Genomic DNA, 20,262 nt, shown 5'->3' with positions numbered 1-20,262 from the left:
TCCGGCCTCGAGTGCGCCGTGATGTACCTCACCGCTAAGACATCACTAAGGCATCGGTTAAGGCATTGGCTACGATGACGAGGTGGCAGATCACGTCGACCATGTACTGGAGCAGTGGGCCCGGCAGCGTCCCGACCTGGACGTATCGTCGATGGCGGTCATCGGGCGGCTCAAGCGGCTCTCCCTCCTGATCAATACCGAGCTGCGCCGTACCTTCGCCGCGCACGACCTCGACGCCGCGTCGTTCGACGTCCTCGCCACCCTGCGCCGCAGCGACGCGCCCCACCGGCTGACCCCCGCCGAGCTGATGCGGGAGTCCATGGTCACGTCGGGGGCCATCACCCAGCGCCTCGACCGCCTCGAGGGGCGCGGGCTCGTGACGCGCGTGCCCAGCGCGTCGGACGGCCGCAGCGTGGTGGTCTCCCTGACCGACGAGGGCCGTTCGCTCATCGACCGGGTGCTGCCCGACCACATCGCCACCCAGAGCCGGCTCCTGGCCGCCGTCGGCCCCGAGGGGTGCGACGATCTCGCCGGGGTGCTCCGGGATCTCCTGGAGTCCCTCGGGGACAAGCGCGACTGACGGCCTCTCGGCCTCGACGGAGACGGTGCGCCTGCCGGGTCGCCGGGACGACGTCCGGCGGCCCGGCAGGCTTTCGTGCACCCGCCATGATGAACGACCGCCGTGCGCAGGCGTCACGGCCGAGGTGATGCCGCGCGTGCTGTGCGCACCGCAAGTGGAAGTTGGCGCACCGTATAGCCCATAGGGTTGTCGGACATTGTTCGCTGCACAGCGAAGCCGCACAACGAAGCTGTGCATCGAAGCTGTGCGACGAACACGAGCGACGGAGCACTCACGCGCGCTCCGCGTCGTGCAGCCGACAGAAGGGGCGGTCCGGGCGGTGGAGCTTCCGCGCGTCGAGTTCAAGGTGCTGGGGCCCCTGGAGGCCGTGGCCGACGGCCGGACCCTGCCGCTCGGCGGCCCCAGGCAGCGGACCCTCCTCGCCACCCTGCTGGTCCACGCCGACGTCCCGGTGAGCGCGGACCGCCTGTGCGACGCGATCTGGGGAGAGGCGCCGCCCGCGTCCGCCCAGGCCAACGTCCGCAGTTACGTCGCCGCGCTCCGCAAGGCGCTCGCCCCCGGCCCCGGCCCCGGCGAGGACCGCCTCGGCCTCGGACACCGCGGCTACCTGCTGCGCGTGGAGCCCGGCGAACTGGACCTCCACCGCTTCGAGGACCTCGCCGCCGACGGCCGCAGGGCGCTCGCCGTCGCCGACCACCACCGGGCGGCCTGCCACCTGAGGGAGGCGCTCGACCTCTGGCGCGGCGCGGCCTTCGACGGCGTGGCGCACAACGAAGCCCTGCACATCGAGGCCGTCCGCCTCGAGGAGGCGCGGCTGACCGCCGTCGAGGACTACGCCGAGGCGCGCCTGGCGCTGGGCGAACACCGCGAGGCGGCGGGCATGCTGCGCGAGCAGACCGCCCTGCACCCGCTGCGGGAGTCGCTGTGGGCCAAGCTGATGCTCGCCCAGTACCGCAGCAACCGCCCCGGCGACGCGCTCCGGTCCTACGCGCTCGCCCGCGCCGCCCTGCGCGAGGAACTCGGCCTCGAACCGGGCGACGAACTCCGCCGGCTGCACCGCGCGGTGCTCGTCCGCGACCCGGCGCTCGGCGCCGCACCCGCCCCCCTGAGACCCGCCCGGGCCCTGCCCGCCTGGCGCACCGTCAACCAACTCCCCGCGGACATCGCCGACTTCGTCGGACGCGACCTCGTGATGTCCCGGGCCGCCGCGCTCCTGGAGCCCGCCGCGGCACCGCCCGTGGCAGCCTCGGCCCCCGGCGTGCCCTCGGCCGCCGCCCCCGTCGTGATCCTCACCGGACCGCCCGGCGTCGGCAAGACCGCCCTGGCCGTCCGGCTCGCCCACCTCCTGCGCCACGCCTTCCCCGACGGCCGCCTCTTCCTGCGCCTGGACGGCACCCGAGGGCCCCGCCGCCCGGCCGGCGCCGTCCTGGCGGAGCTGCTGCGCGGCCTCGGCGCCGCCGCCTCCTCCCTGCCCGAGGCGACGGTGGACCGGGCCGCGATGCTCCGGCTGCTGCTGTCCGGCCGCAAGGTGCTGATGGTGCTCGACGACGCGTGCGACGAGGAGCAGATACGCCCGTTGCTCTCCGGCGTCCCCGGCTGCGCCGTCCTCGTCACCGGCCGGGACCGGCCGGCGGCCCCTGCGGGCGCCCACCTCGTCGACGTCACCCCCCTCGACGACGAGGAGTCCCGCCTGCTGCTGCGGCGCACCGCCGGACCCCGCCGGCTCGAGGCCGAACCCGAGGCGACCGACTGGGTCGTGGCCGGCTGCGCCGGCCTGCCCCTGGCCCTGAGGGTGGCGGGAGCGGCGCTCGCCGGCCGCCCCCACTGGCGGGTGGGATGCCTCGCCGACCGGCTCGCCGGCGCGCACGGGACACAGGAGGAGCCCGCCCCGGACGCTTCCGCCGTGCACAGCGCCGTCGCCGCCGCGTACCGGAGCCTGCCCGCCGAGGCGGCCCGGGCCTTCCGGGCCCTCGGCCTGCTCCCCTCACCGCGGTTCCCCGGCTGGGCCCTCGCCGCCCTGCTCGACGCCGACGACCCCGACGGACCCCACGGGGGCACACCCTCCGCCGCGCTCGACGCGCTCCTCGACGCGCACCTCGTCCAGGTCGAGGGCGCCGACGCCCAGGGCCGGCCCCGGTACCGCACCCACGACCTGCTGCACGCCTACGCGGCGGAACGGGCCCTGGCCGAGGAGCCGGCCCGGTGGCGGCGGGAGGCGACGGCCCGGGTCCTCGACGGCTGCCTGACCCGGGTCCGGGCGGCCGGCGACCAGCTCCTGCGGGGCGAGCCGGGCGATCTCGTCCGGGGCGGCCCGGGCGACCTCGTGGGATGGCTGGAGAACGAGCGGGAGGGCCTGGTCACCCTGGTGGAGTTCGCCGCCGCCACCGGCCACGGGCCGCACGTGGCCGCCCTCGCCGCCGCTCTGGAGGACGTCTGCCACCTGCGGAACTGGTGGGACGAGTGGGACCGGGTGGCCCGGGCCGCGCTCGACCGCGCCGAAGCCGACGGCGACCAGGTCGCCGTCGCGGTCGCCCAGGGCTCCCTGGCCCGGGCCCACGCCGTGCGCGGCCGCGTGGACGAGGCCGTGACCCGCTGGGAGCGGGCCCTCGAGCGGCTGGACGCGCTGGGCGAGCCGCACCACGCCGCCCGCCTGCGCACCCACCGCAGCTTCGCCGTGTCCGACCGGGGCATGGCCGAACTCGCCCACGACGACGCCCTGTCCGCCGCCGAGGCCATGGGCCGGCTCGGCGACGCCCACGGACAGGTCCTCGCCCTGCGCAGCCTCGGCTACGCGCTCGTGTGCCGGGGGCGCGAGGCCGAGGCCGCCCGGGCCCTGGAACCGGCCCTGGAGACGGCCGAGCGGCTCGGCCACCCGCTCCTGCTCGCCGACGTCCTGCAGCTGCTGGCCGTGACCGACATCGGCCTCGGCCGGCTGGGCCGGGCCGCCCGGCAGACCCACCGGGCCCTCGCCGGCTACCGGATGGTGCGGCACCGCCCCGGCGAGGCGTACGCGCTGGTCACGCTCGGGCGGATCCACGTCCGCCTCGGCCCCGACCAGGCGCCCAGAGCGCTAGGGCCGCTCGCCGAGGCCGCGTCGATCTTCACCGAGCTCGGCGAGCGCCGGGGAGAGGCCCTCACCTCCTACTGGCTCGGCAAGGTCCACGCCGCCCTGGGCGAGACCGCGCGGGCGACGAGCCGGATCGCCGAGGCGTTGACCGGCTTCCGCGTCCTGCGCATGCCCTTCTGGGCCGAGACCGCCCGCCGGGAGCTCAGCGTCCTGGCACGGGCCGCCACCCCGCCCGGCCGCGCCCCCGACGACCCGTCGGAGTGCCCCTACGCCGTGCGCTGAGGGGCCGTCGCGCGCCCTTGTGCGTTTCTCATGCGCTCGCCGACCACGGTGGTACCCAGTCCACGAAGGGAGGCGCGGTGTACGACGTCGCCGCACCCGCTGTCGAAACGGTCGCCGTCGACGTGCTCAAGGAGGTCCTGTCCCACCAGCGCAGACTGCGCGACGGAGGATGCGCCGGGGAGGTCTGCCCGCGATGCGTCCGCCACCACCTCGAGGCGGTGCGCCGCGCGATGGCGAGCGGCCGGCGCATCGAGTTCGTCCTGCCGGCGTTCCCCACGAAGTCCCCCAACCCCGCCAAGGTGCTCGGCCCCCTGCCCGACCTGGCCGAGGAACTCGCGCTGCGCTTCCTCGACGGGCTGTGCGAGCGCATCGCCCGGATCTACCCGCCGGGCGCCGTCATCCTCATCTGCTCCGACGGACGGGTCTTCAACGACCTGCTCGGCGTCGGCGACGAGAACGTCACCGGCTACGTACGGGCCCTCGACCGCATGATCACCCGGATCGGGGCCACCCACCTCGAGCAGTTCACCCTCGACGAGGTCCACCCCGGCGCCGGGCACGAGGACATGCGCGCCATGCTCTCCGCCGGCCACGCCCCGACGCTCGAGGAACTGCGCGAGGAGGTCCGCGGGGGCGGCGCGCCGCTGGCCATGTACCGCGGCATCACCCGCTTCATGCTCGAGGACCTCTCCACCCCCGACTACACCGGCACCCGCTCCGCCCTGCAGCGCAGATGCCGGCAGCTCGCCTACCGCGTCATCCAGCGCAGCCGGGCGTGGGGGAACCTGCTCGACGAGCTCTTCCCGGACGCCGTCCGCCTGTCGATCCACCCCCAGCCGTGCTCCACGGACAAGATCGGCATCCTGCTCGCGGACACTCCGGACGCCTGGCTGACGCCCTGGCACAGCGTCGCCGTCGCCACCGGCGGGCGTTTCACGCTCATGAAGCGCGCCGACGCCGAACGGGCGGGCGCCACGCTCACCTACGTGGCCGGGCGCCCCAGCTTCTACGCGCTCGAGCCCGCCGGCACCGGCGGGAGCGCGCCCGCCGCCGCACACCCCGAGCCCCTCGAGGGCGCGGCCTGCGCGTGAAGCGCGCCCGCCCCACCCCCCTCGGCGCCCGCCGCCCGGACCCCTACCGGGCGCGGCCGCCCGCACCACCCGAAGGAGAACAACCATGACCGACGCCCCCGACGTCCCGGCCGCGAGCCGGTACGACGTCACGCCCGTCGAACCCTTCGGGGTGGCGATCCTGGCCCCGGAAACCGGGGCACGCGTCGCCGACCTCGACGTCACCACCCTGCGCTCGCTCGTCCGCGCCCACCACATCCTGCTGCTCCGCGGCTTCGCGCCCTTCGGCGCCCCCGAGGAGCTGTCCGCGTACTGCGAGCTGTGGGGCGAGCCCAGCGTCTGGCCGTTCGGCACGGTCCTCGAGCTGGTCGAGAAGGAGCGGCCCGAGGACCACATCTTCGACCACAGCCACATGCCGATGCACTGGGACGGCATGTACCGCGACCACATACCGGAGTTCCAGATATTCCAGTGCGTCCACGCCCCCGGCGCGGACGACGGCGGCGAGACGACCTTCTCCCACACCACCGCCGTGCTCGAGCACGCCGACCCCGGCACGGTCGCCCGCTGGTCGCGCATGACCGGCACGTACCACCGCGCGATGGAGTACTACGACAGCGTCACCGTCTCGCCGGTCGTCACCGCGCACCCCGTCCACGGCGCCCCGGTCGTCCGCTACAACGAACCCGTCGCGCCCGGCGACGGCGACTTCGTCAACCACCCGGACCTGCGCTTCACGGGCCTGCCCGACGACGAGCTCGCCGAGGCCCACCGCACCCTGCGCGCCGCGCTCTACGACCCCGCGCACCTGTACGCCCACTCCTGGCGGACCGGCGACGTGGTGATCAGCGACAACTACACGCTGCTGCACGGCCGGAACGCCTTCACCAGCGGCGCTCCCCGGCACCTGCGCCGGGTCCAGGTGCTCGGCACCCCGCCGCTGGACAACCCGGGACTGGTCCGATGACCGACCCCACCTCCCTGATGACGGGAGACACCTATCTGGAGAGCCTGCGCGACGGCCGCCAGGTCTTCCTCGACGGCGAACGCGTCAAGGACGTCACCCGTCACCCCGCCTTCCGCAACTCCGCGCTGTCCGTGGCCCGGCTCTACGACGCCCTGCACGACCCGGCCACCGCCGGCACGCTCACCGCCGTCGACGAGGCCACCGGCATCCGCACCCACAGGTTCTTCAAGCCCAGCCGCTCGGCGGCCGAGCTGGTCGAGGCCCGGGAGGCCATCGCCACCTGGGCCAGGATGAGCTACGGCTTCCTCGGACGCACCCCCGAGTACAAGGCGTCCTTCATGGCGGGCCTCGGCGTCAACGCCGACTACTACGGGCCGTACGCCGCCAACGCCACCGCCTGGTACCGCGAGTTCGCGAGCAGGGCGCTGTACCTCAACCACGTCATCATCAACCCGCCCGTCGACCGCAAGCGGGCGATCCACGACATGGAGGACGTGTTCGTGCGCGCCGTGCGCGAGACGGACGCCGGCGTGGTGGTCAGCGGGGCCAAGATGCTGGCGACCGGATCCGCGATCACCAACGCGGGCTTCGTCGCCCCGGTCGGGTCGGCGGTCCTCGCACCCGGCAAGGCGGAGGCGTTCGCCCTGGTCTTCTTCGTCCGGATGGACAACCCCGGCGTCAAGCTCGTCTGCCGCACCCCCTACGCCACCCAGCACGCCGGCAGCCCCTTCGACGCCCCCCTCAGCAGCCGCTTCGACGAGAACGACAGCGTGCTCCTGCTCGACGAGGCGCTGATCCCCTGGGAGGACGTGCTCGTCCACCGCGACATCGAACGCGCCACGGGCTTCTACGCCGCCTCCGGCTTCCCCAACCTCTACAACTTCCAGAGCGGCACCCGGCTGAGCGTCAAGCTGGACCTGATGGCCGGGCTGCTCGCCCGCGGCACCCGGGCCAACGGCACCGACGGGTTCCGGGGCGTACAGGCCGCCGTCGGCGAGATCATCACCATGCGGGACATGGTGTGGGCGCTGACCACGGCCATGGCCCACGACCCCGAGCCGGGCAGCGGCGGCACGGTCGTACCCCGCCTGGAACACGCCAGCGCCCTGCGGATGTACAACGCGCAGGTCTGGGACCGCGTCCACGAGATCTTCGAGACCACCCTCGGCGGGGCGCCCCTCGCCGTGCCCTCCAGCGCCCGCGACCTCGCCAACCCCGAACTGCGCCCGCTGATCGACCGCTTCTACCGGGGCTCCGACACCAGCGCGCTCGAGCGGATCAAGCTGCTCAAGCTGGCCTGGGACGCCATCGGCACCGAGTTCGGCGGCCGGCACGAGCTCTACGAGCGCAACTACTCCGGCAACGGCGAACAGGTCAGGCTCGACGCCCTCAGGTGGGCGACCCGGCGCGGCGGCCTGGCCCGCTGCGAGGACCTGGTGCAGCAGTGCCTCGACGACTACGACCTCGACGGCTGGCGCAGGGGCCCCTGGCACGACGTGGCCCCCACCGACTGAGAACGGCTAGGAGAACACCATGTGCGGCATCACCGGTTGGGTCGACTTCACCCGCGACCTCACGACCGGGCCACCGGCGGCCCCGGTCCTCGACGCCATGACCGACACCCTGACGGCCAGAGGACCCGACGCACGCGGCGTATGGCTGGACACCCACGCCGCCCTGGGCCACCGGCGGCTGTCCGTCATCGACCTCGAGCACGGCACCCAGCCCATGCTCACCCCCGAACGCGGCCGCGGAGACCTGCCGCGGGCCGTGATCTCCTACGGCGGCGAGATCTACAACTTCCCCGAACTGCGCGAGGAACTCGCCCTGCTCGGACACCGGTTCACCACCCGCAGCGACACCGAGGTGGCGCTGCGCGCCTACCTGCAGTGGGGCGAGGACTTCGCCCGCCGCCTCAACGGCATGTACTCCCTCGCCATCTGGGACACCGCCCGCGAGGAACTGCTGCTCGTCCGCGACCGGCTGGGCGTCAAGCCGCTCTTCTACCACCCCACGCCCGGCGGCGTGCTCTTCGGCTCCGAGCCCAAGGCCGTCCTCGCCCATCCGCTGGCGCGGGCCGAGGCCGGGCCGGAGGAGCTGTGCGACGCGCTGCTGTTCCTGCGCACCCCCGGCCGTGTGCCCTTCCGCGGCATGCGCGAGGTCAAACCGGGCCACCTGCTGCGGGTGGGCCGGTCCGGCATCACCGAGCGGCGCTACTGGGCCCTGGAGGCCCGCCCGCACACCGACGACCTGAAGACCACCGTCGCCACCGTCCGCGACCTGCTGGACGACATCGTCCCGCGCCAGATGGTCGCCGACGTGCCGCTGGTGTCGCTGCTGTCCGGCGGCCTGGACTCCAGCACGGTCACCGCCCTCGCGGCCCGCGCCCGCGCCGCCGACGGCGGCCGGCTCGCCACCTTCTCCGTCGACTTCACCGGCCACACCGAGAACTTCCGCGCGGACGCCATCCGCCCCACCCCGGACGCCCCCTACGCCCGCGAGGTCGCCCGGCACGTCGGCAGCGACCACCACGAGATCGTCCTGGACCGCGCCCGGCTCCTCGACCCGGCCGTGCGCCGCACCGTCCTCGGGGCCTGGGACCTGCCGTTCAACTTCGCGGACCTCGACGTCTCCCTGTACCTGCTGTTCGCCGCCGTCCGCGAACACGCGACCGTGGCGCTGTCCGGGGAGGGAGCCGACGAGGTCTTCGGCGGCTACCTGTGGTTCTCCGACCCCGAGGCGCGGCGCGCGGAGACCTTCCCCTGGCTGAAGCTCGGCGCCCACCGCGGCCTCGACCCCCGCTCGCTCTTCCACCCCTGGTTCGTCGACGGCATCGACCTCGGCGCGTACGAGGCCGACCTCTACCGCACCGCGCTGGCCGAGGTGCCCCGGCTCGACGGCGAGGACGCGGAGAGCCGGCGGACGCGGGAGCTGAGCCATCTGACCCTGACCCGGTGGCTGCCCATCCTGCTCGACAAGAAGGACCGGATGGGCATGGCCTCCGGCCTGGAGGGCCGGGTGCCGTTCTGCGACCACCGCCTCGTCGAGTACGTCTTCAACGTCCCCTGGGAGATGAAGACCTTCAGCGGCCAGGAGAAGGCGCTGCTGCGCGCCGCCGCCGGCGACCTGCTGCCGGAGTCGGTGCTGCGCCGCAAGAAGGCCGCCTACCCCTCGATCCAGGACCCCGCCTACGACCGGGCCCTGATCGCGGGCCTCGGCGCGGCGGCCGCCGACGCCGGAGCGCCGCTGAGCCCGTTCCTCGACGGCGACGCGGTACGGCGGACGACCGTCAGGACCGCCACCGGCAGCCTGTCGGAGTTCGAACGGATCCTCGTGGAGTCCACCGTCCGGCTGGACGAATGGACCCGCGCCTACCAGGTGGAACTGACCGGAGTGAAGGGAACGGACTGATGCGTGCGATCGAGATCCGGGAGACCGGCGGACCCGAGGTCCAGCTCTATGTGGAGAAGCCCGACCCCGGGCAGCCCGGCGAGGGGCAGATCCTCGTCGAACTCGCCGCGGCGGGAGTGAACTTCATCGACCTCTACCGCCGCGAGGGCCGCTATCCGCTGCCCGTGCCGTGCGTGCCCGGCGAGGAGGGCTCCGGCGTCGTCCTGACCGTGGGCCCCGGCGTCACCCGCTTCGCGCCCGGCGACCGGGTCGCCTGGACGACCGTGCTCGGCAGCTACGCCGAACGGGTCCTCGTACCCGAGGACAAGGCCATCGTCGTGCCCGAGGCCATCGACCTGCGGACGGCCGGCGGCGTGCTCGTCCACGGCATGACCGCCCACTTCCTCGCCCACGACTCCTACCCCGCCCGGGAGGGCGAGACGGTGCTCGTCCACGCCGCCGCCGGCGGTGTGGGCCTGCTGCTCACCCAGATGCTCAAGCGGCGCGGCGTCCGCGTCATCGGTACGGTCTCCACGCGGGAGAAGGAGCGCATCGCCCGCGCCAACGGCGCCGACGAGATCGTGCGCTACGCCGAGACCGACGACCTGGCCGCCGAGGTCCGCGCGCTCACGGGCGGGGAGGGCGTCCACGCGGTCTACGACGGAGTCGGCGCCGCCACCTTCGACGCGAGCCTCGCCTCGCTGCGCACCCGCGGCACGCTGGTCCTCTTCGGAGGGGCCAGTGGCGCCGTGCCGCCCGTCGACGTGATGCGGCTGCTGTGGGGCGGCTCGCTGACGCTGACGCGCCCCTACCTGGAGCACTTCCGGGCCACCGTCGAGGAGTTCGAGCGGCGGGCGGGGGAGGTGTTCCGGGGCATCGTGGACGGCACGCTGACGTTCACCGTCGCCGGGACGTACCCCCTCGCCGAGGCGCACCGCGCGCACACCGACCTGGCCTCCCGCCGTACCTCCGGAAAGCTCCTCCTCGTCCCGTGAAGGAGACCGACCATGGGTGACATCGCCGGTGCGGGCCTGCTCTCGCACGCGCCCGTCATCATGTTTCCCGAACCCGCCCGGATCGAGGCCAACGGCGGCGGCGACTTCACCCTCGCGACCGGCCTGGAGCGGCTCCGGCGCGAGGTGACCGACCCGTCGGAGCACGACACCGTCGTGGTCCTCGACTCCCACTGGGCGACGACGACCGAGGCGGTGATCACCGCCCACCCGCGCCGTAAGGGCCTGTTCACCTCGGACGAGATGCCCGGTGCGATCAGCCGGCTCCCGTACGACCTCCCCGGCGACCCGGAACTGGCCCGCGCGGTCGCCGCGGTGGCCCGGAAACGGTCGGTGTGGCTCGAGGCCAATGACGACCCCTACCTGCCGGTCCACTACGCGACGCTCAACCTCTGGACGTACCTCGGCCGGGCCGGCACGCCGTGGGTGTCGGTGTCGGTGTGCCAGACGGCGACCACGGAGGACTTCCTGGCCATGGGGGAGGTGGTCGCCGAGGCGGTCGCCTCGGTCGGCCGGAGGGTCCTCCTGCTCGCCTCGGGTGGCCTGTCCCACCGCTTCCGGCCGCTGGCCGAGCTGCGCGACCGGATGGCGGCGGACCCGGCCAACATCGTCACGCCCGAGGCCCGGGCGGCGGACGAGCAGAGGATCGCCTGGCTGGAGGAGGGCCGGCACGACCACGTGATCGCGACCATGCCGGAATACCTGCGCTTCGCCCCCGAAGCGCGCTTCGGCCACTACCTGATGCTGGCCGGCGCGCTCGGCGGCGCGGCGTGCCGGGCGCGCGGCCGGCGGTTCGGCGCGTACGAGAACGGCATCGGCACCGGCCAGGTCCACCTGTGGTTCGACGACCCCGCCGCCGGGCCGGGGCGGCCGTGAGCGGCTCGCGCCGGCGGGGCCGGACAGACGGATTCCGGCCGTCGTGGCGCAGTGCGGGAGGTTCCCCTTCGCGCGGCCGGTGACGTTCCGCTCGCCGCACGGTGGCCGACTCCGGCCGGTACAGCGAGCGTCGCCGTGTCGAGGGGCACCGCTCCGAAGGGCCGGTTCTCCGCCGCGCGCGTCCGGCCGGCGACGGCCGGACGCGCACGCGGAGCCGCCGGAACGTGCTGCTCCGCAGGGGGCCGGGGCGTATACGGGGGCATTCCGGCTCGGCTCAACCTGAGCTGTACATGCCCTCGGGCCGGTGGTGGCATGGACCGCACGAAATGAGCCCGCACACCAGTGGAAGGGGCTTCCGATGCTCAGACCCGCCATGATCGCCGGCGCGGTGCTCGTGCTCGTCGCCGCCTCGCAGTCGCCGTCGTCCGCCGCCGATGACGGCGCCCCGCCGCCGCCGGACAGAGTCGTCATCGACGTGGCGTCCGTCAACGGCTCGGGCTGCCCCGCCGGGACGGCCGCCGTCTCCGTGGCGCCGGACAACACGGCCTTCACCGTCTCGTACAGCGACTACCTCGCCCAGGTGGGCGTCGGCTCCAAGCCGACCGACTTCCGCAAGAACTGCCAGCTGGGCCTGAGGGTCCACGTCCCCCAGGGCTGGACCTACGCCATCGCCCGGGCCGACTACCGCGGCTTCGCCCACCTCGAGCGCGGCGCCACCGGCATGGAGCGGGCCAGCTACTACTTCCAGGGCTCGCCCAACACCACGGCCGTCAGCCACCGCTTCGCCGGTCCCGTCAGCGAGAACTGGCAGACCTCCGACGTCACCGACGTCAGCGCCCTCGTCTACGCCCCCTGCGGCGTGCAGCGCATCCTCAACGTCAACACCGAACTGCGCGTCGGCGCCGGAAGCTCGGACCCGGCGACGACCACCAGTTTCATGGCGATGGACTCCACCGACGGCAACGTCAACACCCTCTACCACTTCGCCTGGAAGGAATGCCCCTGACCGTGAGCCGCACACGGCACACACCGTCGGGAGCGCCGCGCCGCAGCGGGCCCTGAGTCAGTGGGAGGGACCTCCATGTTCAGACCTGTGATGACCGCCGCCGCGGCCGCGGCGCTACTGGCCACCTCGTCCCCGGCGACCGCGACGGGGTGGCCGGGGGACGGCGTGCCCCCGCCGGACAAGATCGTGATCGATGTGGTCGCCGTCAACGGCTCGGGCTGTCCCGCCGGGACGGCCATCGTGACCGTCTCCCCGGACAACACCGCCTTCACCGTCTCGTACAGCAACTACGTCGCCCAGGTGGGCGTCGGCTCCAAGCCGACCGACTTCCGCAAGAACTGCCAGCTCGCCCTGAACGTCCACGTCCCGCACGGCTTCACCTACGCCATCGCCCAGGCCGACTACCGCGGCTTCGCCCACCTGGAGAAGGGCGCCACGGGCCTGGAGCGGGCCAACTACTACTTCCAGGGCATGTCGCAGACCGCGTTCGTCAACCACCACTTCACGGGCGCGCTCAACGACAACTGGCAGACGTCCGACACCACCCCGATCGACCAGGTGATCTACGCGCCCTGCGGAGCCACCCGCTACTTCAACATCAACACCGAGCTCCGCGTGGACGCCGGCACCTCCGACCCCTCCAGGACCACCAGCTTCCTGGCGATGGACTCCACGGACGGCAGCATCAGCACCCTCTACCACTTCTCCTGGAAACCGTGCCCCAAGACCTGACACACGGCCCCCGCCCCGCGCCCGCCCACCGCGTCAATTCGGCTGTACGGCTGCGGAACCGGTGCGGTCCAAGGGACAGTGGAGGGGGCGCGGCGCGGGGCGGGGGCAGGTGTCGGTGGGCAAGGTATTCATCAGTCACTGCGCGAACCGTGACCGGCGCGCCCGGGCCCTTCGCGACCGCGTCGCGGAGCGCCTGCACGCCGACCGGTACGAAGTCCTCCTCGACGCCCGGGACCTACGCCCGGGGGAGGAGTGGCGGCCGAAGCTCTACGCATGGCTGCGCGAGTGTCGCGCCGCCGTCGTCCTGCTCAACCGCGACGCGCTGAAGTCGGGGTGGGTGCGCCGCGAGGTCGACATCCTCATGTGGCGCAGGAGCTTCAACCGCTCCCTGTTCGTGATGCCGCTGCTCGTCGACGACGTCACCACCCAGGACGTCCGCGACGCCGGCATGGAGGACCTGGCCGCCCTGCAGGTGGCCCGCGTGCGCTACGCGGCCGGGGACCAGGGGGTCCGGGAGGCGGACATCGCCGAGCTCCTGGCCGGCTTCCGGGAACTGCCCGCCTACGACCGCCAGGACCCCGTGAGCGCGTGGACCGGCAGGATCGAGGCGCACCTCACCCGCGTCTGGGACGCCCGCGCCCTCACCGACGCCGGCCGGGCCCTGCGCCTGCCCGACGACGGCCACGACGCCCCCGGCGCCGACCTCAGCTGCGGCCTGCTCGCCGCCCAGATGCTCCACACCCACGCCGCGGCCCAACTGCGGGACGCCGTCGGCACCGTACGCGACTTCATGGACCCCGGCGTCTTCGGCAACCTCGTCGAACTGGTGCTGCCCGTATGGGTCGACGCCGCCTCGGCCCGCTATGTGCTGCCCGCCGGCCGCCACACCCTGCGCCACACGGTCGTGCTCAAGGCCACCCACCCCGACACCGGCGCGTACTACCTGGGCCGCGCCTTCTGCATGGACGCCTCTCGCTACATCTCCATGTACGCGGGCGCCGGGCCGTGGGGCGAGGAGGACCCGGAGGAGGAGCTGAAACGCGCCTGCGAGGAGACGATCAGGGCGACGCTGCACGTCCAGCCCTGGAAGCGGCTGGACGAGGTGCGCCGGACGCCGGACTGCCTGACCTTCCTCGTACTGGACGCCCAGGCCTGCTCCCTGGAACAGGCCGGGCGCGTGGTGGCCTGGCTGCACGACCTGATGCCCTGGCTCTGCGTCCTCGTGCTGCCCCACCCGGCACAGCGGGCGGACCCCGGGCCGTTCGCCTCGGCGGTGGACATCGCCCCGCCCTTCGGCGAGGCGGAGGAAGAGGAATCGATAAGAGCCGCGGCCCAGATGGTCCGGCTCGCGCAGCGATCCGTTCAAGGGATGAGGGACTGGGGGCGGAGGGGATGAACGCGCACGACAAGGAGAGGGACGAGGGCGGCCCGGGCGCCCGCGGCCGGAGCGGCCACACGCTGCCGGACCGCAGCGACGGAGCCGTCTACGTCATGTCCCAGGAGATCGAACTGGTGGTGAAGGTGGCCCGCGCGACCGGGCGCCCGCTCCTGCTGCGCGGCCGCCCCGGATCCGGCAAGTCCTCCCTGGCGCTCTACCTCGCGCAGACCAACCACTGGCGCTACTACGAACACGTCGTCACCCAGCGCACCCACCCCCAGGACCCGTTGTGGACCTACGACAGCGTCCGCAGGCTCTCCGACGCCCAGCTGCTGAGCACCCGGCCCCAGAACGCCCGGCTGGACGACGCGGCGTACGTCCGGCCCGGCGCCCTGTGGTGGGCCCTGGCACCCGAATCGGCACGGCGGCGCGGCAGGGACCTGGGCCACGGCCCGGACGACACCTGCCGCGAGCCGTTCGAGGAGATCAACGCGGACCGCCGCGGCCGCCCCGCGGTCGTCCTCATCGACGAGATCGACAAGGCCGACCCGGACGTGCCCAACAGCCTCCTGGTACCCCTCGGCGCGCACCGCTTCACCGTCACCGAGACCGGCGCCGGCATCCACGCGGAGGAGGAGCAGGACGAGGCCCGGCTCTTCCGCCACCTCGTGGTCATCACCACCAACGAGGAACGGGAACTGCCCCAGGCCTTCTTGAGGCGCTGCGTCGTGCTCACCCTCCCCGACCACGACGAGCAGACCCTGGTGCGCATCGCCGTGCGCCACCTGCGGCACTGGTACGGGGCGGTGCTCCCCGAACACCGCACGCTCGCCTCGGCGCTGGCCCGGGAACTGGGCACCGTCCGCGCCGAGGCCGAACAGTTCGGGCTCCGCCCGCCCAGCACCGCCGAATACCTCGACGCGCTCCGGGCCTGCATCACCCTGGGCATCGACGTCTCCGACCCCGAATGGGAGTGGCTCAAGCACTGCGCCCTCCTCAAGCGCCAGCAGGCCGTCGGGGAGGAGTGGTGACGGGCCAGGCCTGGCTCGGCGACGTGGCACGGGCCGCCGTCGCCCTGAACGCCTCCTCCGCCGCCGACTGGCGGCACATCGCCGCATGCCTGGGCCTCGGCGCGCCCCGTCCCACCGGCCCCCGCCCCGAGCCCCGCGCCACGCCCGAGAACCACCCCCCGGCGCCGCCGGCCCCCTCGGCCGGGGAGAGCGACGACCCCGCCCGGCCGGCCACCCCGCCCCCGCCCCGGGACAGCGCGCCCCCCGGACGCACCATCGCCCTCACCCCCGTGGAACACCGCCCGCCGGCGGCCACCGGATGGACCGTCGATCCTCTGCCGCCCCCGGCCGCCGCCGCCCACCGCACCGCGCTCGCCCACGACCCCCTCCTCGCCCCCCGCACCACCGCCGCCGTCCTGCACGCCGCCCTGGCCCGCAGCACCTTCGAGGGAGAGCTCGACGTGGAAGCGGCCGTCGACCGGGTCTCCCGCCTGCGGCCGCTGACCGAACTGCCCCGCCGCCCCGTCTTCACCCTGCGCTACGGCGTCCAGATCCTCGCCGACGTCTCGGCCTCCATGGAGCCCCTCGCCCGCGACGTGACGGACGTCGTCGCCCGCGTCCGCGCGCTGGCCGGCGTCGCCGGCACCCGCACCCTCTACTTCTCCGAATCCCCGCTGCGCGGCGCGGGCGAAGGGGCCAGGGCGCAGTGGCGCCCGTACCGCGTCCCGCCCGCCGGCACCACCGTGCTCATCCTCTCCTCCCTCGGCCTGACCGGCCCCGTGTTCAACCCCCACCGGGCCGCACCGGGGGAGTGGCTCGCCACCGTGCGGGCGATCCGCGCCCACGGCTGCCGGCCCGTGGCGCTGGTGCCCGCGCCCGAACGCCACTGGCCGCGCTGGCTGCGCGCGACGCTCCCCGCCGTCGTCTGGGACCGCGGCACCACCGTCGGCCGGGTGCTGGGAACCGTGCGATGAGCGGCGCGGCCGACCGGGAGCTGGCCGTACTGCTCAGCACCGCGACCCGCATCGAGCCCGAACTGATGCGCGCCGTACGGCTGACCGCCGCCCCCCGGCTGGACGTGGCGGCGGAGACCGAGCTGTGGTTCGGCGACCTCGTCGAGCGCCGCGCCTCCGGCCACATCGTGCTGCGCCGCGACCTGCTGCCCGAGCTGCGGCAGGAACTGGCCCGGCAGCTGGCGACCGCCCGAGAGGACGCCCCCGTCCACCGCGTCGGCGCCATCGTCGACGAGGCCCACCGCACCGGCTCACCCGCGCTGCACGTCGAGGAGATGGCAGTCTGGCACGCCGTGCGGGGCGGCCCGCGCAGCGAACGGCTCATCGAGGAGGCGCTGCTCCCCGCCCTGCGCGCCCTGGTGGACCAGCACCGCGACGGCGTCGCCCGCTGGTTCGCGGGCGCCTGGGGACGGCTGCCCGAGGCCGTGCGGAAGGTGAAGACCGCCTGGCAGCTGGCCACCGTGACGGCCGCGCTGCAGGGCGCGGCGGGCACGGGCGTCGCCATCCGGCGGCGCCCCCCGGACGGGCTGCTCCTGGCCGACGTCGGCCTGATCGCCGCACGGCTGCCACGCACCGAACTCCCGGTTCTGCGCGACGGCCGGCACCTGATCCTGGGCCAGGAGGCCGCTATCGCCGGCGCCTACACCCTCACCCTGCCCGACACCGACCCCCTCGTGCTGGAACTCACCCTCTCCTCGGGCGCCCCGACGACCCTGCTGGTCGGCCGGGGCGAGAGCGCGACCCGCAGGGTGGACGGGCACGGAGTGCGGCTGGCGGTCGCCGACGGCTCGGTGTACGAGATCCCGGCACCCTCCGCGGCACCGGCCGGCCACGCCGGGACGGGCGATCCCACCGTCCCCGGACCGGGACGCGTCCTGATCAGCTACGCGGGCCCCGAGCGGCCCTGGGCCGTCTGGCTCGCCCATGTGCTCGAGCAGGCGGGCTTCCGGGCGAGCCCCGTGCACTGGGAGGTGGATCGGCGGGATGCGCTCGGCGGGGCACTGGAGGACCTGCCGGCGGCCGGGGGCCGGGTGCTGCTCGTCCTCAGCGACTGGTACGTCCGGCTGGCCGACCGCACGGACGAGGAATGGACGGCCGCCTGCCGGGAGGTGACGGAGCGCCACCCCGGGCGCATGACCGCCGTGAGCGTCACCCACCGCCCCCTGCCCGTGGGAACGGCCCTGCTGGAACCCGTGGAGCTGTGGACCGTCTCCGAGGCCGAGGCGCGCCGGCGCGTACTGAACCGGCTCGGCGTCCCGGACGCGGCCCACGGCGTCACCGCCTCCCCGCCCGGCCGGCCCCCCCGTTTCCCGAACGACCCACCCCTGGTGTGGGGCGCGGTGCCCCGGCGCAACGTCCGCTTCACAGGGCGCGACGCACTGCTCCTCGACATCCAGCGGCTGCTGACGGACGCACCGCCCGGGGCGGCGGTCTGCGCCCTGCTGGGCATGTCGGGCATCGGCAAGACCCAGCTCGCCATCGAGTACGCCCACCGGTTCAGCAACGACTACGACGTCGTGTGGTGGGTGGACGCCGACACCTCCGGCACCCTGCGCGAACGCCTGGCCGAACTGGCCGTCGAGCTGGGCCTGACCGCCGGCTCCGAACCGGGCGGGCGCGTCAGGGCGGTCCGCGAGGCCCTGCGCCGGGGCGAGCCGCACCGCGGCTGGCTGATCGTCTTCGACGGCTGGGACGACCTGGAGGAGGCCGGCGAGCTGCTGCCGCAGGGGCCGGGCCATGTGCTGATCACCTCGCGCAACCGCGGCTGGCACGACGCGGGCGCGACCGTCGTCGAGGTCCCCGCCTTCCTGCGCCACGAGAGCGTCCGCTATCTGACGGGCCGGGCGCGGCGACTCCGGCACGACGAGGCCGACGCGGTCGCCATCGCGCTCGGCGACCTCCCGCTCGCCGTCGCCCAGGCCGCCGCCTGGCTGAGCGAATCGGGCATGGGCGTCGACGACTACCTGCGCATGGTGCTCGAGGGCGAACCCTCCGAGCCGTACGGCCCCGACCAGGTGAGCCACCTCTCCCGCAGCGCCCTCACCTCCTGGTTGATCCTGATCGACCGGCTCCGTGACACACAGCCGCACGCTGCGGAACTCCTGGCCCTGTGCACCTGCTTCGGCCCCGGCGCGATACCGCTCGGCCTGGTCCGCCGCGTTCCGCCCGGCGAACTGCCCGAGGCCCTCGCCGAGGCCGTCACCGAGCCGCGGTGCTGGGCCCGGGCCCTGGGCACCCTCGTCGACTACTCCGTCATCACCCGTGAACACCACGGCCCCGGCGACGAGGCGGCGCGCCCGGAGGACGACGTGGTGTACATGCACCGGATCGTCCACGACATCGTCGTCCGGCTCACCCCGCCCGACCTGCGCCGCACCTACCAGCGGCTGGTCCGCCGCGTGCTCGCCGCCGCCGGCACCGGCAACCCCCAGGACTCCCGCCTGTGGCCCCGCTACGCCGAGCTGCTGCCGCACCTCGAGCCCTCCGGCGCGCTGTCCGCCACCGAGCCCGGCGTACGGCGGCTGGTGCTCAACTGCCTGATGTTCACGTACGTCAGCGGCATCTACCGCGCCGGTCTCGAACTCGCCGAGCGGGTACGGGCGCGGTGGGAGGAGCTGTTCCCGCCGGACGACCCGCAGATGCTCGACCTCACCGTCCGGCAGGGGAACATCCTCCGCGCGCACGGCCGGTTCCACGCCGCCTACGACCTCGACCGCGCCATGCTGGAGAGGCTGCGCGCCACGCCCGGCGCCGGCCGGGACGTGGCCCTGATGTCCGCCACCAGCTGCCTGGCCGCCGACCAGCGCTTCCTCGGCCAGTACGAAGAGGCGCTCCAGCTCCAGCGCGAGGTCCTGGAGACCGCCCTCGCGCTCCGCGGCCCCGACGACTACCTGACCCTCCTCGCCCGCCACAACCTCGGCGCCGGCCTGCGGCTGCTGGGCCGCTACGCCCAGGCGTACGAGATCGACGTGGAGACCCTGCGCCGGCGGGAGTCGCTGCTGCGCGCCCGCCATCCGGCCACCCTGGGCTCGAGCCTGGCCTGCGCCCGGGACCTGCGTCTGATGGGCCGCTACCGCGACGCCCTGGCCCGCCAGGAGCTGGGCGTGCGGCTGCACGTCCAGGTCCTCGGCCCCCTGCACCCCCAGACCCTGCGTGCCCGGCACAACCTCCTCCTGTGCGAGCTGAGGGCGACGGGAGGACCGGAGACGGACGCGGGCATGAGCGGCCTGCTGGAGCAGATGGAGCAGGTGCACGGCCGCGACCACTACGTCACCCTCGGCCTCGTCGTGGACCTCGGCAGCCACGTCCGCGAGCAAGGCGACCTCGACCGGGCCCGCGACCTCGTCGCCGAGGGCGAGAGCGGCTTCCGCGACATGCTGGGCCCCGCGCATCCGGTCAGCACCGGCATGCTCTCGAACGTAGCGCTCGTCCTGCAGGCCGCCGGCGAACACGTCGACGCGCTCGCCCTGTTCGAGGCCGCCCTCGCCGGTTTGACCGCCACTCTCGGCCCCGACCACCCTTGGGTGCTGGGCTGCGCCCTCAACGCCGCCGCCGGCCGCAACGTCACCGGCCGCCTCGACAGCGCCGAGAGCCTCAGCCGTGACACCCTCCGCCGTGCCCGCCGCGCCCTGGGCGCGGACCACCCCTTCACCCTCTCCTGCGAGATCGCCCTCGCCGCGGACCTGCGCGCCCTGCGGGAACGCGAGCAGGCCGCCAAGGTGGAGGAGGACGCCCTCCAGCGCCTCACCCGCACCCTGGGCGCCCAGCACCCACAGACCCTCACAGCCCGCCGACGCACGCGCCCCACCTGGGACTTCGAGCCGTACCTGGGCTGAGCCGCAGCCCCGGCGGACTTGACCTCAAGCCCGCTTGAGGTG

At 74.2% G+C, this 20,262-nt stretch carries 14 protein-coding genes; all 14 read left to right on the top strand.

Annotation, left to right across the window (positions count from 1 at the left end; all coding sequences use genetic code 11):
• Nucleotides 1–82: 82 nt before the first annotated feature.
• The 14 genes from AB4K12_RS19785 (at nt 83) to fxsT (ending at nt 20,220) form a co-directional block, all read left to right on the top strand.
• A complete protein-coding gene (locus AB4K12_RS19785) occupies nt 83–580 on the top strand; it encodes a MarR family winged helix-turn-helix transcriptional regulator (protein WP_368435426.1) in 498 nt (165 codons plus the stop codon).
• Nucleotides 581–899: 319 nt separating this feature from the next.
• Entirely contained in the window at nt 900–3,929 is a 3,030-nt protein-coding gene (locus AB4K12_RS19780; protein WP_368435425.1) for a BTAD domain-containing putative transcriptional regulator, read from the top strand.
• A gap of 77 nt (nt 3,930–4,006) precedes the next feature.
• Complete coding sequence (locus tag AB4K12_RS19775) at nt 4,007–5,020, top strand: L-tyrosine/L-tryptophan isonitrile synthase family protein (RefSeq protein WP_368435424.1); 1,014 nt, start codon at nt 4,007–4,009, stop codon at nt 5,018–5,020.
• An 85-nt stretch (nt 5,021–5,105) separates the two neighbouring features.
• On the top strand, nt 5,106–5,966 hold the full coding sequence (locus AB4K12_RS19770; RefSeq protein WP_368435423.1) for a TauD/TfdA dioxygenase family protein: 861 nt from the start codon (nt 5,106–5,108) through the stop codon (nt 5,964–5,966).
• A complete protein-coding gene (locus tag AB4K12_RS19765) occupies nt 5,963–7,480 on the top strand; it encodes a 4-hydroxyphenylacetate 3-hydroxylase family protein (RefSeq protein ID WP_368435422.1) in 1,518 nt (505 codons plus the stop codon). Before AB4K12_RS19770 ends, AB4K12_RS19765 begins: the two co-directional genes overlap by 4 nt.
• 19 nt (nt 7,481–7,499) lie before the next feature.
• On the top strand, nt 7,500–9,377 hold the full coding sequence (gene asnB, locus AB4K12_RS19760) for an asparagine synthase (glutamine-hydrolyzing) (protein WP_368435421.1): 1,878 nt from the start codon (nt 7,500–7,502) through the stop codon (nt 9,375–9,377).
• Complete coding sequence (locus tag AB4K12_RS19755) at nt 9,377–10,351, top strand: quinone oxidoreductase (protein ID WP_368435420.1); 975 nt, start codon at nt 9,377–9,379, stop codon at nt 10,349–10,351. The genes asnB and AB4K12_RS19755 overlap by 1 nt, the downstream gene beginning before the upstream one ends.
• A 12-nt stretch (nt 10,352–10,363) precedes the next feature.
• Nucleotides 10,364–11,245, top strand: coding sequence for a catechol 1,2-dioxygenase (locus tag AB4K12_RS19750; RefSeq protein ID WP_368435419.1), 882 nt, complete (start codon nt 10,364–10,366; stop codon nt 11,243–11,245).
• A 358-nt stretch (nt 11,246–11,603) separates the two neighbouring features.
• A complete protein-coding gene (locus tag AB4K12_RS19745; RefSeq protein ID WP_368435418.1) occupies nt 11,604–12,251 on the top strand; it encodes a DUF4360 domain-containing protein in 648 nt (215 codons plus the stop codon).
• Nucleotides 12,252–12,326: 75 nt separating this feature from the next.
• The gene (locus AB4K12_RS19740; protein ID WP_368435417.1) at nt 12,327–12,983 is read left to right on the top strand and encodes a DUF4360 domain-containing protein; all 657 of its coding nucleotides are present in this window, start codon (nt 12,327–12,329) and stop codon (nt 12,981–12,983) included.
• Nucleotides 12,984–13,098: 115 nt separating this feature from the next.
• Entirely contained in the window at nt 13,099–14,379 is a 1,281-nt protein-coding gene (locus AB4K12_RS19735) for a toll/interleukin-1 receptor domain-containing protein (protein ID WP_368435416.1), read from the top strand.
• On the top strand, nt 14,376–15,392 hold the full coding sequence (locus AB4K12_RS19730) for an AAA family ATPase (protein ID WP_368435415.1): 1,017 nt from the start codon (nt 14,376–14,378) through the stop codon (nt 15,390–15,392). Before AB4K12_RS19735 ends, AB4K12_RS19730 begins: the two co-directional genes overlap by 4 nt.
• Entirely contained in the window at nt 15,389–16,345 is a 957-nt protein-coding gene (locus AB4K12_RS19725) for a hypothetical protein (RefSeq protein WP_368435414.1), read from the top strand. Before AB4K12_RS19730 ends, AB4K12_RS19725 begins: the two co-directional genes overlap by 4 nt.
• Nucleotides 16,342–20,220, top strand: coding sequence for an FxSxx-COOH system tetratricopeptide repeat protein (fxsT, locus tag AB4K12_RS19720; protein WP_368435413.1), 3,879 nt, complete (start codon nt 16,342–16,344; stop codon nt 20,218–20,220). Before AB4K12_RS19725 ends, fxsT begins: the two co-directional genes overlap by 4 nt.
• Nucleotides 20,221–20,262 lie beyond the last annotated feature (42 nt).

Source organism: Streptomyces sp. C36 (assembly GCF_040932295.1).
GTDB classification, from domain to species: Bacteria; Actinomycetota; Actinomycetes; order Streptomycetales; family Streptomycetaceae; genus Streptomyces; species Streptomyces triculaminicus.
The sequence above is the reverse complement of the archived record's forward strand: the minus strand, read 5'-3'. Positions and strand labels throughout refer to the sequence as shown.

Coding starts and splice junctions, on each gene's coding strand:
- AB4K12_RS19750 (WP_368435419.1), top strand. CDS start 10,364: ATGGGTGACATCGCCGGTGCGGGCCTGCTCTCGCACGCGCCCGTCATC.
- AB4K12_RS19740 (WP_368435417.1), top strand. CDS start 12,327: ATGTTCAGACCTGTGATGACCGCCGCCGCGGCCGCGGCGCTACTGGCC.
- AB4K12_RS19770 (WP_368435423.1), top strand. CDS start 5,106: ATGACCGACGCCCCCGACGTCCCGGCCGCGAGCCGGTACGACGTCACG.
- AB4K12_RS19765 (WP_368435422.1), top strand. CDS start 5,963: ATGACCGACCCCACCTCCCTGATGACGGGAGACACCTATCTGGAGAGC.
- AB4K12_RS19755 (WP_368435420.1), top strand. CDS start 9,377: ATGCGTGCGATCGAGATCCGGGAGACCGGCGGACCCGAGGTCCAGCTC.
- asnB (WP_368435421.1), top strand. CDS start 7,500: ATGTGCGGCATCACCGGTTGGGTCGACTTCACCCGCGACCTCACGACC.
- fxsT (WP_368435413.1), top strand. CDS start 16,342: ATGAGCGGCGCGGCCGACCGGGAGCTGGCCGTACTGCTCAGCACCGCG.
- AB4K12_RS19745 (WP_368435418.1), top strand. CDS start 11,604: ATGCTCAGACCCGCCATGATCGCCGGCGCGGTGCTCGTGCTCGTCGCC.
- AB4K12_RS19730 (WP_368435415.1), top strand. CDS start 14,376: ATGAACGCGCACGACAAGGAGAGGGACGAGGGCGGCCCGGGCGCCCGC.